This is a genomic window from Bradyrhizobium sp. 14AA (assembly GCF_054185205.1).
The window spans coordinates 122,129-136,236 of sequence record NZ_JAVAYM010000012.1; the positions used below are offsets into that span (position 1 = coordinate 122,129).

The following is a 14,108-nucleotide window of genomic DNA, read 5'->3' on the forward strand; positions in this document are numbered from 1 at the left end:
TTGGCATTCGGTTTCAGGTTGCTGGTGGAGAGACGACGGGTGATGCGCTGACAGGCTTGCCGCCGGCGGTAATGACGGTCGCGGGACCTTTGCCGCCCGCGCGCATCGAGGGTGACGACAGCGCCTGGCGCTTCTCCCGCTTCAGCCGCACCTGGATCATGTGCGGGCAGCGGTGGTCGTCGTAATAGAGCTCTTGGCAGTGCATGCAGTAGATGCACTCGTTGACGTTGATGTGCCCCTCGGGGTGGATCGACTGCACCGGGCATTCCTTGGCGCAGCGCTGGCAGGGCGAACCGCATTCTTCCCAGCGGCGCAGCCATTCGAACGTCCTGATCCGTCCCGGGATTGCGAGCGCGGCGCCGAGCGGGCAGAGGTAGCGGCAGAAGAAGCGCTCGATGAAGAGGCCGATGACGAGAAGCGCGCCTGCGTAGGCGACGAACGGCCAGCTCCGCCAGAACTTCAGGATGATCGCGGTCTTGAACGGCTCGACTTCCGCGAACCGCTCGGCCATGTCGACCGAATAGAGCGAGAGGCCGAACAGCCCGATGAAGACGATGTATTTGATCGGCCACAGCCGTTCGTGCAGTCCCCACGGCACCGTGACTTGCGGCACTTTCAGCCATTTCGCGGCGGTGTTGGTGAGCTCCTGCAGCGCGCCGAACGGGCAGAGCCATCCGCAGAACGGACCGCGGCCCCAGAACAGAAGAGCCGAGGCGGTTGCCGACCACAGGATGAAGATCAACGGCGCGGCGAGGAAGAACTCCCACTTGAAGCCGGTCACCAGCGAGTTGGCGAAGGTCATCACGTTCACGACGGAGAGCTGCGCGTTCGCGTACCAGCCGAGCCAGACCAGGACGAAGGCGAGATAGGCCCGCCGGACCCAGTTGTAGAACACAGGGCGGCGAACCAGCAGGTTCTGGAAGAAGAAGATGCCGGTGAGCGCTGCCAACATCAGGGCGGTGACGCCGATCGAGACGGTGTTCGAACGCCAGATCCGCATCCAGAGCGGCTCTTCCCCGTCCGCCGGCGCGGCGACGGACGCCTGCGGCGCGACGTTTTCCGGCACCGTCGCGGCACGCTGCTCGCGTCGCATGTAGCGGTCCGGCAAGACGTAGTTGAGATCGAAGGTCAGGAACGCCTTGTCGCGTCCGCCGAGGCTACGCTGGACCAGCAGCTGAAGCTGCCACGGCTGTGTCGGGTCGAGCGTGAATTCCGGAGGCGTGACGAACAGGCCGACCTCCTTGAACTCCGGTGCACCGGCCGCCGCGAGGTCACCGAGGCGGGTGTGGTTGCGGTCGCGGAAGCGGGTGCTGTTGCCCTCCTGCAGGATCTCGATGCGGTCGAAGATGCCGCCGCGGACGTAGGCCGAACCCTTGAAGGAGTAGGTGCCGTTGCCGGCGACTACGATGGCCTGCTGCCCAGGCTTCAGGTTGTCCTTGAGCCGCTGATAGCCGTCCTCGCCGAGCAGGCTGCGGCCGATCGTGGGTGCACTGACGAGCGCCGCGTAGAGATCGATGAAGGTGTCGCTGGTCTCGCCTTGCTCCGGATACCGCGTTGCGGTGGCGTTGCCGGACTTCGCGAAGGCCTCGTTGATCTCGCCGATGCTCAGATGCAGCCGGCGTACCGAGCCGTCGCCGACGAGGCTTTCCCAGTCCCGTAGCTCGCTATGTTCGAGATCGAGCGTCGTGGTGACGGGCGGCGCGGCGGCCGAAGCTGCGGCCGAGTGCCCGCCGCCGACGCGCCCGGTGCGGATCAGCCGGACCGCGGAGCGCACGATGCTGTCGCTCATCACCAGGACGGTGACGGTCGCGCCGCTCACGATGTCGACCTGCGGCGGCTTCTCCGCGCCGCTCGCGACAGGCTTCATGTCCTTTCCGATCAGCGCGTTCATGGCCGCGACGATGCGGGCCTCCGGAATGCCGACCAGGACGATCGGCTCCTTGTGGTCGACCAGCTTCACGCCGGTGATGACGCCGTTCGGGTCGATTCCGGCCAGCATGTGGATCGGCTTGCCGGAATACCCGATGGAATTCGCAAAATCAGAGTTGAGGAAGACGAATCCCTGCAGCTGATCGCCGCGGTAGACGGGAACGAGAGGCGGGTCGCCCTGCGGGGGGCCGAACCGATCGGCGGATGGAAAGAAATCGGCAGGCTGGACCTTGGACAAGAAACCCGCGATGCCGCCGGCCGCGCAAGCAGCGTGCGTCCAGAGAGTCATCAGCGCGCCGAGCATGACGGTCAAAATCAGACCGCTGCGCAATCCCCGCGACAACTCCTGAGGACACCAGGCCATGCGGCACCTCAGCGCGAAGCGGCGCATCGATCGACGATGCGCTTCGCTTCATTGTCTGATCTTCGAGTAGTGGACCTTGCCGCTGATGGCCCGAATGGGATCGACGATCCAGCCATCGAATTGACTCCTGTTCGTTGTGGTTGTCTATTCGCCCGATGGCCTATCGAGTTTGATCTAGGACAAATAAACTGAGCCAGGCAGGTGTGTCATGTTGCTCGCGAAGACTCTGCTCCTGGAAACCGAGCCGGCCGGAACCGTGCACTCGCTCGATGAATTGTTCGCACTTGCGCACGCCATGGAGCTGGAGGCCGCAACGAGATACACGGACCTCGCCGAGGAGATGCGGCGCCAGAGGAAGGACGGTTTGGCGGAGGTTTTTGCAAATCTCGCTGCGGCAGAGCGCGAGCATGTTGACAGTGTCACAAAATGGTCGCAGTCGCGCCGGCACAAGGCGCCCGATCCCGCTCTTGTTCGCTGGGATATCCCCGAAACGCTGGACGCGGAGGCGGCGGCGGAGATGAAGGCGTCGCGGCTGATGACGCCGTATCGCGCCTTGGCGATGGCGGTACGCAACGAGGAGCGTGCATTCGCCTTCTGGGCTTATCTGTCGGCCTATTCGAAGGAAGCCGAAATCAAGAAAGCCGCCGAGGCGATGGCGCAAGAGGAGCTTGGCCACGTCGCAACACTCAGGAAGGAGCGGCGCCGCGCCTATCACCGCGAGCACGACGAAATGCGAGAAGGCCGGCAAGGTAGCGCCGCAACCGGCCACATCGACGCAGGCGAGCTCGAACGTCGGCTTGCCGTACTTGTCGCTGAGCTCGAGTACGTCCGCACCGGCGTGGAGGCCAACCGCGCCCACGAACTCCTGATGGAAACGACCGAAATGGCCGCCGAAGCCGCAGGAGTCGGGCGATTTCCTGCAACCCTTGCACGGGGCGATGCCGAGCAGATCGCAGAGACGCTGGTAGACGCATATCTCGAGGGCGCCGAGACCGCCGGCGAGCCGGCACGTCTCGACAAGCTGCAAGGGCTTGCCGGGCGCGCAATCGCGCGGCTCGCCTGGTTGCGGTCCCTGAACGAGAGAAGCCCGTAGTGTTCTGACTGCGGTGCGTCGTTCTGGGACACGAAACCGCTAGCCGGAGCGGGCTTCCGATTCCGAGGATCCGCCCGGCTTGAGGCGGGTGGTGTTCTCCCGGGAGCGCGGGGCCGGCTCGATCTCGTCCATGATCTCTCGCAATATCCCCACGACCACGGTCTCGAAGAACCTTCGTTCGACCCTGGCCACTTTGCGGCTCCGCCAGCGTAGCCTTCGCAGCTCCCGCAACCCGTCCCCCCGATTTCCCAGTCGCAAACTCATCGGCTGCCGGACCGCAGCGATCCTTGCGCTGACGCAAAGATGACCGCGAAAGGCGCCGGACTTTGTGCCTCGACAAAGAGTCCATGGCCGCAGCGCTTACCTTTCTCGAGCGCTGGCACGGATGGTGCGTGCAGGCGATGGGAAGCACGTCGTGGTCGGAACCAGCCTTTGTAAATGGGCCATCAGCTACTTCGCGGCCGCAATCGCGTGGCTGCTGCTCGCGGAAATCCTGATGGTCGCCGGATTCGGCTTTCCGAACGACGATATCGGAGGGCCGGACACGCTCGTCGTTGTCCACGTGGTCTGCATCGGCTGGTTGAGCATGGTCTTGTGCGGCGCGCTGTTCCAGTTCGTGCCGGTGCTGGTCGCAAGGCCGCTCTATGCGGAGCGATGGGCGCTGCCGGCGCTGGCACTGTTGATGCTTGGGCTGACGATCTTGCTTGCAGGCTTTCTGGCCCTGGGCGGCCACATCAACGGGTCGTACTGGCTGCTTCCCGCCGGAGCGAGCCTGTTGATTGCCGGCTTCGGGCTGGTCGTTGCCAATCTGGGCATGACGCTCTGGATGGCCCGTCCGCTGCAGGGGCCTGCGCGGTTCGCTGCGGTCGGGCTTGCCTGCATCTGTGTTACGGCGGGATTGGGCGGCACATTCTCCCTGGTGCTCTCTGGAACGGCCACGGCTGCGCAATGGCCGGACCTGTTGGTGGCGGGCGTTCCGATCCACGCGATCGCGGGGCTTGGGGGATGGCTGACATTCACCGCCATGGGCGTGAGCTACCGCCTCCTTGCGATGTTCATGCTCGCGCCCGATGGCGAGGCGCAGCTGGGCCGGCTTGCCTGGTTTGCGGGAGCCACCGCGCTGGCCGTCAGTATTGTCGGTGGCGTTGTCGCACTCTGGCGCGCAACCGGACTGAACCTGGTGCTGCTGCTCGCGGGAGCCGCGGCGCTGCTGTCGCTGATTGCCTATGGCCGCGACGTGCTCGGCCTGTACAGGACCCGCAAACGCCGCGCGCTCGAGCTCAATACCCGCATGAGCGTCCTGTCGCTGGCAAGCCTCGCCGCGGCCGCAATCCTCGGCGCAGCGTTTCTTGCCACAGGCTCCGCCGGGCCGCATGTCGGAGCGCTCGCCTTTCTGGTCGCGTTCGGCTGGCTCACCGGCCTCGTGCTCGCCAATCTCTACAAGATCGTCCCGTTCCTGACCTGGCTCGAGACCTACGGTCCGGTGATGGGCAAAGTGCCGACGCCCCGCGTGCAGGATCTCGTTGCCGAGCGCCGCGCCTCAAAATGGTTCGTCCTGTTCTTTGCCGGGAGTTGGGCGGCAACGCTGATGCTGCTGATCGATGCGCCACTCGGCTTCCGCGTGGCACTCGCGGTCGTGACGCTTGCGACGATCGGCCTGAGTGAGGAGCTCATCAGGGCCCGGCGGCTTGCGGATGTGGCGGAGCCGTTGCGCCTGCCGACCGGAGCAGCCGTGCCTCACCTTCTGGTCTCGCGAAACTGAAAGGAGACTGCAATGACCGAATTCATCGACGTCGACGTCCGGCCGATCCTGCGTGCAGGCGGCGAGCCGTTCTCGATCATCATGGCTGCACTCGATCGGCTCGAGCCGGGGCAGAGCCTGCGGCTCTATGCCCCCTTCAAGCCAGTGCCCTTGTTTGACGTCATGGCGAGCAAGGGCTTTGCGCATCGGGAAGCCGAACTCGAAGGCGGCGAATGGGAGATCCGGTTCGTGCCCGGCGCCGGCTCCTTCGAAGCGGATGAGCTGGCGCCGGCCGCGCCGACCGATGGCGATTGGCCGGAGCCCGTGGTCCATCTCGACAACCGCGATCTCGATCCGCCGGAGCCGATGGTTCGGATTCTGGCCGCGGCGGAGCAACTTGCGCCCGGGCAGACGCTCTCCGCGTTGCTCAGTCGTGAACCGGTCTTCCTGTTTCGCGAGCTGACCAGGCGCGGCCACCAGTGGCGCGGCGGCTTCACGCCGCAGAAGGACGTCTATCAACTGACGGTGCGGGTGCTCGCATGACGACTGGGGATGGAGATCTCGTCGCGCAGATCAGGCAGGCGCTGAAAGTCGTGATCGACCTGGAGCTCGGCCACAACATCGTCGACCTCGGCTTCATCTATGACGTATCGATCGACGAAGGCGTCGCGCACATTACCATGACCGCGACGACGCGAGGCTGTCCCGCAGCGTCCTTTCTCAAGGAAGGCGTCGCCAACAGTGCGTGCCTCGTTCCGGGCGTGGAGTCGGTCGACGTCACCATGACGTTCGATCCGCCCTGGCAGCCCTGGATGATCGCGGCGGACGTGAAGGCATCGCTCGGCTTTGCCGAGGTGAACTGACGAGAGGCGAATTTCGATGACTGCCATGCGTTCTGCAACAGCCGCAGGAAAAACCACGATCGCGCCAATGCTCGCGGCGATCGTCTACACTGATAACGTATACCCCGATGCAGCCTTTGCCGCGCTGGTGGCACGATGCCGCAGCCTTGGTCTGTCGCTGGCTGGCGTTTTGCAGCACCGCGTGTCGGAAGCCCCCGACCGGCGATGCGATGTCCTGCTTGAGGATCTCAGCACCGGTCACTGCACTTCCATCTTCGAGGATCGCGGTGCGAGCGCGGCGGGTTGCAGGCTCGACGAGGCGGCGTTGACCGAAGCCGCTGCCCGAATCGAGGGAAACATGGAGAGCAGGCCGGATCTCCTTATCCTCAACAAATTCGGCAAGGCGGAGTGCTCGGGTGGCGGTCTGCTCGACCTGATCGCCAGCGCGATGGATCGTCAGATTACGGTGGTCATCGGCGTGCCCAGAACAAATCTGCAGGCATGGAGGGATTTTGCCGGCACGCTGAGCGTCGAGTTATCCGAGGACGTCGACGGGATCGAGCAATGGGCAGCGAAGTTGAAGTGAGGACTGCGCTGCCTATACGCCTTCGGAGCCCGAGCCGGACCAGCTTCTTGCCGGCGTACGTAGGTTTGGCAAGTCGAGCAGGTTGATCGCCCGGGCAGCAATCTGGTCGACCATTTCGGTCAGCGACTGCGGCCTCAGATAGAAGGCCGGCATCGGCGGGGCGATGATCGCGCCGATCTCGGTCGCCTGCAGCATCGTCCGCAAATGGCCGAGATGCAAAGGGCTCTCGCGCACCAGCAGCACCAGCCGGCGTCGTTCCTTGAGCTGCACGTCGGCGGCACGTACCAGCAGATTGTCGAGCTGTCCCCAGGCGATGGCCGAGAGCGTGCGGATCGAGCACGGCGCCACGATCATGCCTGCGATCGGATACGAACCGCTGGCGATCGAGGCGCCGATGTCGGAATGAAGATGATGGCGGAAGGCGAGGGCGTGCAGCCGATCGATCGCGTCGGCGCCAACCTCTTCCTGCAGCGTTCGCTCGGCCGCCGGCGAGACCACGAGATGCACCGCGCAGCGTGGATTGTCGGCCAGTAGCTCGACGATGCGGACGCCGATCGCGGCGCCCGAAGCGCCGCTGATGCCGACGACGATGCCTTGTTGCTCGCTCACTTGCCGCTCGCTCATGTGAGGACCGGCGCGCTTGCCGGCATGCCGCTGAGGCCGAGGCTCGACCACATCGCATCGACGCGCGCGGTCACGGCAGGATCCATGGTCAGGGGAACGCCCCAGTCGCGATCCGTCTCCGGTGGAATCTTCGTGGTGGCGTCGATGCCGAGCTTGCCGCCGAGACCGGATTTCGGCGAGGCAAAGTCGAGATAGTCGATCGGCGTGTCGGTGAGCGTCACGAGATCGCGCGAGGCGTCGCTGCGCGTCGAGATCGCCCACATCACGGCGCGCCAGTCGCGGATATCGATGTCGTCGTCGACCACGATCAGCAGTTTCGTGTAGCTGAACTGCGGCAGCATCGACCACAGGCCCAGCATCAGCCGCCGGGCCTGGCCGGGATAGCGCTTCTTGATCGCCGCAATCGCGATGCGGTAGGAGCAGGCCTCCGGCGGCAGCCAGCAGTCGGTCACTTCAGGGAATTGTTGCCGGATGAGCGGCACGAACAGGCGGTTGAGGGCTTCGCCGATCCGCGACGGCTCGTCCGGCGGCCGGCCCGTGAAGGTCGAGAGATAGACCGGCTGATGTCGGCTGGTGATCGCCGTCACGCGCATCACGGGGAATTCCTCGACGGAATTATAATACCCGGTGTGATCGCCGTACGGCCCCTCGGGCGCGGTTTCGGTCGCGGAGACGAAGCCCTCGATGACGATTTCCGCCTCGGCGGGAACGGCGAGCGGAACGGTGAGGCATGGCGTGAGGTCGGGCCGTTCGCCGCGCAGAATTCCGGCGAAGCGCAGCTCGGATAGCGTCTCGGGCAGCGGCAACACTGCGGCGAGGATCGTCGCGGGATCGGCTCCGATGACGATCGCGACCGGCATGTCGCGGCCGACAGCCTTCCATTGCTGGTGATGGCGGGCGCCGCCGCGATGGGCGAGCCATCGGATGATGGCGCGGTCGCGACCGAGCACCTGCATGCGGTAGACGCCGACGTTCTCCTCCTGATCGGCGGTCGCGGAGTCCGGCGGCACAGTGATCACGAGCGGCCAGGTGATCAGCGGCGCCGGCTCGCCGGGCCAGCACATCTGCACCGGCAATCTTGCGAGATCGATATCGGGGCCCATCGCGACGCGGTCCTGCACAGGCGCCGCCGCGCGCGTGCGCGGACGCGTCGCCAATGCGGCGCGCGCAAGCGGGACCTTGTCCCAGGCATCTCTGATGCTATGCGGCGGTCGTGGCGCGCGCAGATCGGCCATCAGCGTGCCAAGCTGTTCGAGGCGATCGGGCGTGATGCCCATTCCCCAGGCGATCCGCTCGACCGTTCCGAACAGGTTGGTGAGGAGCGGCATGTCCGACGGACGACCGTCGGCCTTGACGGGCTGCTCGAACAACAGTGCCGGCCCATGCGCCTCCAGGACCCGCCGATGGATCTCCGTGATCTCGTGGACGACGGAGACCTTCTCGCGAATGCGTCGCAACTGACCCCGGCTTTCGATGAAGCGCAGGAAGTCGGACAGGTCGCGAAAGCGCGGAACATCACGTTGCAACTGAACCAGCTCCTCAAAAACTCAGAGCTAGCCGGGTTGATTGCGGTCTTCATTGTTCCGGCTCAAATACATCGGCGTGCAATCCGTCCAGATGTGTGACCATGAATGACCCGTTCGCCGCATCGCCCGGCCCGTTGCCGACGATCCCGCCGCTTGTCGCATTGGCCATGCGTCCCCTGCCACTGCTGCCGTTGCAGCTCGTTCTCGCCGGCGTCCTGCAGAGGGTCCACCGGCGCAACCCGGCCATATTCGACCGGCTCAGCGATCACGCGCGCGCGCGGTTCGGCATCAAGCCGATCGATCTGCCGCTTGCCTTTGTAGTCGGGGCCATGCCGCCGCGCCTGACCGTCGTGCGCGACTTGCCGCAAGGTCTGGATGCACGGATCTCGGCCTCGCTCGCCAATCTCCTGGCCCTGCTCGAGGGGAGGGTCGACGGCGACGCCTTGATGTTCTCGCGCGAGCTCGTCGTCGAGGGCGATATCGAGGCGGTGCTCGCGCTGCGCAATGCGATCGACGACGCCCAGCTCGATCTTGCGGCCGAACTGTCCTCGCTGTTCGGCCCGCTGGGCGCGCCGGCAAGGCGCGCGTTCGAGGCCGCTCGCGGCCGCGTGATCGGGTCATCTACTTAAGGCGAGGAATTGAGATGATGGAGCTGATCTGTCCTGCCGGGACGCCGGCTGCGTTGAAGAGCGCCATTGATGCCGGCGCCGACGCGATCTATTGCGGCTTCAACGATGAAACCAACGCACGAAATTTTCCGGGGCTGAATTTCAGCCGCGACGAGCTGCGCAAGGGGATCGCGCTGGCGCATGGCCGCGGCGCGAAGATACTGGTCGCCATCAATACTTTCCCGCGCGCCTCCGCCGTCGATATCTGGCACCGGGCGGTGGACGATGCGGCGGGCGCCGGCGTCGATGCGTTGATCCTCGCCGATATCGGATTGATGGATTACGCCGCCAGGCGCCATCCGAACCAGCGTCTGCACGTCTCGGTGCAGGCCGCGGCCGCAAATCCGGATGCGATCGCCTTCTACGCCGAGAATTTCGGGGCGCGGCGCGTCGTGCTGCCCCGTGTCCTGAGTGTACCGGAGATCGCCGAGATCACGCGGGAGTCGGCCTGCGAGACCGAGGTCTTCGTGTTCGGGGGCCTCTGCGTGATGGCTGAAGGGCGCTGCTCGCTGTCGTCCTATGCGACCGGAAAATCGCCGAACATGCAGGGAGTCTGCTCGCCTCCGAGTCACGTCGTCTACGAACAGACCGCGGAGGGGACCAAGTCCAGTCTGGGCGGATTCACCATCAACCGGTTCGGGGCGAGCGAGCCCGCCGGCTATCCGACGCTGTGCAAGGGGCGCTTCTCGACCGCGCAGGGGGCCGGCTACATTTTCGAGGACCCCGTCAGTCTGGATGCGACGACGCTGCTCAGGGGTTTGCGTGATGCCGGCGTGACCGCGCTCAAGATCGAGGGACGCCAGCGCGGCCGCGCCTATGTCGAAAGCGTGGTGCGCCATTTCCGTCATGCGCTCGCCGCGCTCGAGAGCGGGAGTGAGGCGGACATTGCCGGCCTGAAGCCCTTCACCGAAGGGCAGGCCTCGACTGTCGGCGCCTATCGCAAGACGTGGCGCTAATCTTTCGAAGATGTGAGGTCCAGCGATGCAACTTAGCCTCGGTCCAGTTTTGTACAATTGGGCGCCGGAACGCTGGCGCGACTTCTATTTCCGTATCGCCGACGAAGCGCCGGTAGACGTCGTGTCCGTGGGCGAGATCGTCTGCTCGAAGCGCTCGCCGTTCTTCGCAACCCACATACCGGCCGTGGTCGAACGGCTGCAAAGCGCGGGCAAGCAGGTCCTGCTGGGTTCGCTGATCCTGGTCTCGCTGCGGCGCGAGCGCCGCCTGACCGAAGAGCTCGTGGCGACCGAGGATGTTCCGGTCGAGGTCAACGACCTGACCTGCCTTAGGGCACTCGCAGGCCGGCCGCACGCCATCGGGCCGTTCGTCAATATCTACAACGAGGCGAGCGCGGCTTTTCACGCCGCGCGCGGGGCAACGCGCATCTGCCTGCCGCCGGAATTGCCGCTGTCTTCCGTGGCAGCGATTGCGAGCGCGATTTCCGATGTCACGGTCGAGGTGTTTGCGTTCGGCAGGGTGCCGCTGGCCATCTCCGCTCGCTGCTATCACGCGCGCCTCCACAAGCTCGCCAAGGACAATTGCCGCTTCGTTTGCGAGAAGGACCCGGATGGCCTGCTTCTGAACACGCTGGAGCAGCAGGACTTCCTGACCATCAACGGCGTGCAGACCCTGTCTCATAGCTGCGCCAATTTGCTGGGCGAGGCGGGTCTGTTGCGCGAGAGCCACGTTGGCTCGCTGCGCCTGTCGCCGCAGGATTGCGACATGGTCGCCGTCGCCAGGACTTTTCGCGACGTGTTGGACGGCCGTGACGACGCCGACGGCGGCAACCGCCGCCTTGCCGCAGCCTATCCTGGCGTGCCCTTCTCGAACGGGTTCCTGTGGGCAGAGCCGGGCCATGTCTATCGTCGGGCCCGATCGGGAGATGCGTAAGGCCTTAGGCCATCCGCTTGCCAGCCCCGATCCGTTGAAGAATTCGCCGAGGGCTTCGACGCAGGATTTCGTTGCCCCCTCGCGCCTGCTGCCGCGCGCGCGGGCCAACGGCTGGCGGGGCCCCGCCGCCCTGGCCGATGGCTGCAGCTGCGGCTCGTCAGAACGCGGTCTTCTTGCCGATGATGCCGACATAGCTCGATCGGACCAGGGCACCCCAGCGTCCGTCCTTCTTGACGATCACGTAGAAGGAATCGGCCGACAGTATCGGCTTGTCGTTGGCGTCATAGCGCGTAAATCGCGTGACGAAGTGGAGCTTGTCGTCGGATTTCTGCACCAGCTTGCGGTATGTCCACGCCGAACGTGCCCATGCCGAAGCTTGCGCCAACTGTTTCGCATCGTTCGATTGGGCATATTCTTCAGGCGTATTCCAGATCTGCACCTGACCGCCGGCGATCCGTATGTGCGGGTAATGGACCGTCTTGGACCAGGCGACCGCATCTCGCGAGTTGAATGCCTGCACGAACTCGTCGAGATAGGCGCATCCCTGCTTCAAAAGCTCGTCATCTCCGGGATTCACGCACTCGTCGTCTGCCTGGCTCTGAGCGAGCGCAGCCGTGCTGATGCCTAAACCCGCACACGCAAGCGCCAGCAATTTGCGAATTTTCACGCTGGGACCTCCCTGATCGATTGGTTCGACCTGGTTTCGCTATGATTGACCGAAGCGTTGATCGACGTCCGATCCTAAATGGACGGAGCGCCGAGGCAATGCGGGCCGATCAGAAAATCGGACAGGGGGGCCGACAAGACGAGCTATCTTGCCGGCTTGAGAATGGCAGCCCTAAGGCACGCGTTCAATATGAGCCCGGATCGCCTCTCGCTCGACATCGATCCAGCCATGCGCGCGGGCCTTGGCCACCATCTCCGCGTAGCGCTGATCCCAGCCAGCATCGTCAGGGCGGCCCGCCAGGGTCGGGACCAGATCGATCGCGACCAGCGCATCACGATCGTCGAGAAGGGTGATCCCTTTCCAGCCCTGCGTTTCGGGATGCGCAACGGCATGCAGCACGAGCTTGAAGTTGCGGAAGTCGAACGGCTCGGTCAGCCGGACAATGCCGCCGTCGAAGCATTCGATGATCACGATGCCGCTCCTTCAGGCCGTTGGCGATGATGCCTGTTACGCTTGCGGCAGCGCCCGCAGCGCTCCTTGAAAATTGACGAGAGGATCGCCGTTCCCGCCGCGCGTCGCCACGATCCTGCCGATGAAGAGACCATGCGTGCCGACCATCTGGTGATGATGCAGCACGCATTCCAGGACGCCGATCGCTGGCTCGAGCAGCGGCACGTCGAGAACGCCTTGGGTCCATGGCGCCGTCGCGAAGCGGTCGATGCCCTTGGCGCCCCCTGCGAACCGCAGCGCCAGGTCTTCCTGCCCGCTGCCGAGGAGGCTGACGCCGAAGCAGCTATTGGCGAGGATGGCCGCATGCGTTTCGGAGCTCGCATTGACGCCGACGAGCAGACAGGGCGGTTCCATGCAGAGCGAGGTGACGGAGCTGACCGTCAACCCGCGGCGCGTCGCTTCCGTGCCGGTCGCCACGATTGCGACGCCGCTCGCGAGGTTGCGCATGGCCAGCCGAAACTCGGCGGCCTCGACCGAGCGGACATCGGTCATTTGAGACATCTGGCATCCCATGACGTACCTCCGAACCGCGTTCCTCGCCGGGTGCGCTTACGCCGAGACCGCTTCGCCCGCGACCTTGCCGCGGCCGGATTTCAACTCCTTCCGGATCGCGGGAATGATCTTGGCGCCCCACAATTCGATCTGGCGCAGCATCGTGCGCTGATCGAAATCGCCGAGCTGGGTCTGAACCGCGATGTGTGTCGGCTTGAGGATGCTGATCTCTTCCAGCATCCGATCGATCACCTGGTTGACGCTGCCGACGGGCAGGTTGCTGCGCATCGTCTCCAGGCTCATGTCGTTCGGACCGGCCTCTTCCTTGATCAGATAACCGTCGTCGCTCTGGGCGCGCCGGAACTTCAGGCTCTCGGAGAGCCTGCGCTGGAAGCGCGCATTGTCCAGATAGGACTGGATCTCGCTGTCATTGTCGCTGGCATAGGCGCAGCGCAGGAAGCCGAAGCGGGTGTTGTCGATGGAGCGGCCTTCGCCGGCTGCGATCCCCTCGAGACGTTCGCGCAGGGCCTTGATGGCGTCGAGGCCGTTCAGCAGCGCGGTGACGAACAGATTGTGGTTGTCGCGAATGGCGCGGCCGAGCGTCTCGCCGTGGCCGGAGGTGACCCAGATCGGCGGCATAGGCTTCTGCACCGTGCGTACCGCGATGGCCGTCGGCGGCATCTTCAGGTGCTCGCCGGAATATGAGAAGATGCGCTCTTTCAAGCCGGCGTGAAGCACGTCGTAGAATTCGGCGAACAGCGCGTGCGAATGGTCGAGCTCCACGCCAAAGCGATCGAACTCGAACTTCTGGTAGCCCGAGCCGATGCCGAGATCGAGGCGGCCGTTCGACACCGTATCGGCAAAGCCGATCTCGCCGAGCAGGCGGGCCGGATGATACAGCGGTAGCACGCAGACGGCTGTGCCGAGGCGGATGCGCTTGGTCAGGCCGGCGCAATGCGCAACCATCATCAGCGGCGAAGGGCAGAGGCTGTAATTGTTGAAATGGTGCTCGGCATACCAGGCGGTATCGAAGCCGGCGTGCTCGGCTGCGACCGTCTGCTCGACGGCGTTGTTGATGACCTGCTGCGAGCTCTGATGATAGCCGCGCTGCTGCGCCAGAATGAATACGCCGAATTCCATCGGTTGCGTCCTCCACCTTATCTCGGTCGCCTTTGCGAT

16 protein-coding genes are annotated in these 14,108 nt (G+C 64.8%); 8 read left to right on the forward strand and 8 right to left on the reverse strand.

What is annotated here, in order from left to right; all coding sequences use genetic code 11:
* Positions 1-13: 13 nt before the first annotated feature.
* On the reverse strand, positions 14-2,233 hold the full coding sequence (locus RAD15_RS22135) for a 4Fe-4S binding protein (RefSeq protein WP_458180429.1): 2,220 nt from the start codon (positions 2,231-2,233) through the stop codon (positions 14-16).
* Between the two features lie 268 nt (positions 2,234-2,501).
* On the opposite strand from RAD15_RS22135, the gene RAD15_RS22140 reads away from it, so the two are divergent.
* Positions 2,502-3,386, forward strand: coding sequence for a ferritin-like domain-containing protein (locus tag RAD15_RS22140; RefSeq protein ID WP_458180295.1), 885 nt, complete (start codon positions 2,502-2,504; stop codon positions 3,384-3,386).
* Between the two features lie 39 nt (positions 3,387-3,425).
* Here the strand turns inward: RAD15_RS22140 and RAD15_RS22145 are convergent, their stop codons facing one another.
* The gene (locus RAD15_RS22145) at positions 3,426-3,578 is read right to left on the reverse strand and encodes a hypothetical protein (protein ID WP_458180296.1); all 153 of its coding nucleotides are present in this window, start codon (positions 3,576-3,578) and stop codon (positions 3,426-3,428) included.
* A gap of 223 nt (positions 3,579-3,801) precedes the next feature.
* Between RAD15_RS22145 and RAD15_RS22150 the strand changes: the two genes are divergently transcribed.
* The 4 genes from RAD15_RS22150 to RAD15_RS22165 are packed head-to-tail and all read left to right on the forward strand — an operon-like array spanning position 3,802 to position 6,555.
* Positions 3,802-5,148, forward strand: a complete 1,347-nt coding sequence (locus RAD15_RS22150) for a hypothetical protein (protein WP_458180297.1) — start codon at positions 3,802-3,804, stop codon at positions 5,146-5,148.
* A 12-nt stretch (positions 5,149-5,160) separates the two neighbouring features.
* A complete protein-coding gene (locus RAD15_RS22155; protein ID WP_458180298.1) occupies positions 5,161-5,670 on the forward strand; it encodes a DUF2249 domain-containing protein in 510 nt (169 codons plus the stop codon).
* On the forward strand, positions 5,667-5,990 hold the full coding sequence (locus tag RAD15_RS22160) for a metal-sulfur cluster assembly factor (protein ID WP_458180299.1): 324 nt from the start codon (positions 5,667-5,669) through the stop codon (positions 5,988-5,990). The genes RAD15_RS22155 and RAD15_RS22160 overlap by 4 nt, the downstream gene beginning before the upstream one ends.
* A gap of 16 nt (positions 5,991-6,006) precedes the next feature.
* Positions 6,007-6,555: a DUF2478 domain-containing protein gene (locus tag RAD15_RS22165; RefSeq protein ID WP_458180300.1), complete on the forward strand. Its 549-nt coding sequence runs from the start codon at positions 6,007-6,009 to the stop codon at positions 6,553-6,555.
* Between the two features lie 12 nt (positions 6,556-6,567).
* Here RAD15_RS22165 and RAD15_RS22170 read toward each other — a convergent pair whose 3' ends face one another.
* Positions 6,568-7,164 (reverse strand): UbiX family flavin prenyltransferase, encoded by a 597-nt coding sequence (locus RAD15_RS22170; RefSeq protein ID WP_458180301.1) that lies wholly within the window; start codon positions 7,162-7,164, stop codon positions 6,568-6,570.
* A gap of 11 nt (positions 7,165-7,175) precedes the next feature.
* Positions 7,176-8,705: a UbiD family decarboxylase gene (locus RAD15_RS22175; protein ID WP_458180302.1), complete on the reverse strand. Its 1,530-nt coding sequence runs from the start codon at positions 8,703-8,705 to the stop codon at positions 7,176-7,178.
* 101 nt (positions 8,706-8,806) lie between these two features.
* On the opposite strand from RAD15_RS22175, the gene ubiT reads away from it, so the two are divergent.
* From ubiT to ubiV, 3 genes are read left to right on the forward strand one after another with little or no spacing between them, the layout of a single operon-like run.
* Complete coding sequence (ubiT, locus tag RAD15_RS22180; RefSeq protein WP_458180303.1) at positions 8,807-9,334, forward strand: ubiquinone anaerobic biosynthesis accessory factor UbiT; 528 nt, start codon at positions 8,807-8,809, stop codon at positions 9,332-9,334.
* A 17-nt stretch (positions 9,335-9,351) separates the two neighbouring features.
* On the forward strand, positions 9,352-10,329 hold the full coding sequence (gene ubiU, locus RAD15_RS22185; RefSeq protein WP_458180430.1) for a ubiquinone anaerobic biosynthesis protein UbiU: 978 nt from the start codon (positions 9,352-9,354) through the stop codon (positions 10,327-10,329).
* 25 nt (positions 10,330-10,354) lie between these two features.
* Positions 10,355-11,260 (forward strand): ubiquinone anaerobic biosynthesis protein UbiV, encoded by a 906-nt coding sequence (ubiV, locus tag RAD15_RS22190; protein ID WP_458180304.1) that lies wholly within the window; start codon positions 10,355-10,357, stop codon positions 11,258-11,260.
* 157 nt (positions 11,261-11,417) lie between these two features.
* On the opposite strand, the gene RAD15_RS22195 is transcribed toward ubiV, so the two are convergent.
* From RAD15_RS22195 to RAD15_RS22210, 4 genes are all read right to left on the reverse strand, one after another.
* Entirely contained in the window at positions 11,418-11,927 is a 510-nt protein-coding gene (locus tag RAD15_RS22195) for a hypothetical protein (protein ID WP_458180305.1), read from the reverse strand.
* A gap of 171 nt (positions 11,928-12,098) precedes the next feature.
* Entirely contained in the window at positions 12,099-12,398 is a 300-nt protein-coding gene (locus RAD15_RS22200; protein ID WP_458180306.1) for a hypothetical protein, read from the reverse strand.
* Between the two features lie 36 nt (positions 12,399-12,434).
* Positions 12,435-12,938 carry a flavin reductase family protein gene (locus RAD15_RS22205; protein ID WP_458180307.1) on the reverse strand — a complete coding sequence of 168 codons (504 nt, stop codon included), beginning with the start codon at positions 12,936-12,938 and terminating at the stop codon, positions 12,435-12,437.
* Between the two features lie 48 nt (positions 12,939-12,986).
* Positions 12,987-14,069, reverse strand: coding sequence for an LLM class flavin-dependent oxidoreductase (locus RAD15_RS22210; RefSeq protein WP_458180308.1), 1,083 nt, complete (start codon positions 14,067-14,069; stop codon positions 12,987-12,989).
* Between the last annotated feature and the right edge of the window lie 39 nt (positions 14,070-14,108).

Bases quoted from the DNA above. Each gene is read 5' to 3' on its own strand.
- RAD15_RS22135 (WP_458180429.1), bottom strand. From the start codon at position 2,233: ATGCTCGGCGCGCTGATGACTCTCTGGACGCACGCTGCTTGCGCGGCC.
- RAD15_RS22140 (WP_458180295.1), top strand. From the start codon at position 2,502: ATGTTGCTCGCGAAGACTCTGCTCCTGGAAACCGAGCCGGCCGGAACC.
- RAD15_RS22155 (WP_458180298.1), top strand. From the start codon at position 5,161: ATGACCGAATTCATCGACGTCGACGTCCGGCCGATCCTGCGTGCAGGC.
- RAD15_RS22160 (WP_458180299.1), top strand. From the start codon at position 5,667: ATGACGACTGGGGATGGAGATCTCGTCGCGCAGATCAGGCAGGCGCTG.
- RAD15_RS22165 (WP_458180300.1), top strand. From the start codon at position 6,007: ATGACTGCCATGCGTTCTGCAACAGCCGCAGGAAAAACCACGATCGCG.
- ubiT (WP_458180303.1), top strand. From the start codon at position 8,807: ATGAATGACCCGTTCGCCGCATCGCCCGGCCCGTTGCCGACGATCCCG.
- ubiU (WP_458180430.1), top strand. From the start codon at position 9,352: ATGGAGCTGATCTGTCCTGCCGGGACGCCGGCTGCGTTGAAGAGCGCC.
- ubiV (WP_458180304.1), top strand. From the start codon at position 10,355: ATGCAACTTAGCCTCGGTCCAGTTTTGTACAATTGGGCGCCGGAACGC.
- RAD15_RS22205 (WP_458180307.1), bottom strand. From the start codon at position 12,938: ATGTCTCAAATGACCGATGTCCGCTCGGTCGAGGCCGCCGAGTTTCGG.
- RAD15_RS22210 (WP_458180308.1), bottom strand. From the start codon at position 14,069: ATGGAATTCGGCGTATTCATTCTGGCGCAGCAGCGCGGCTATCATCAG.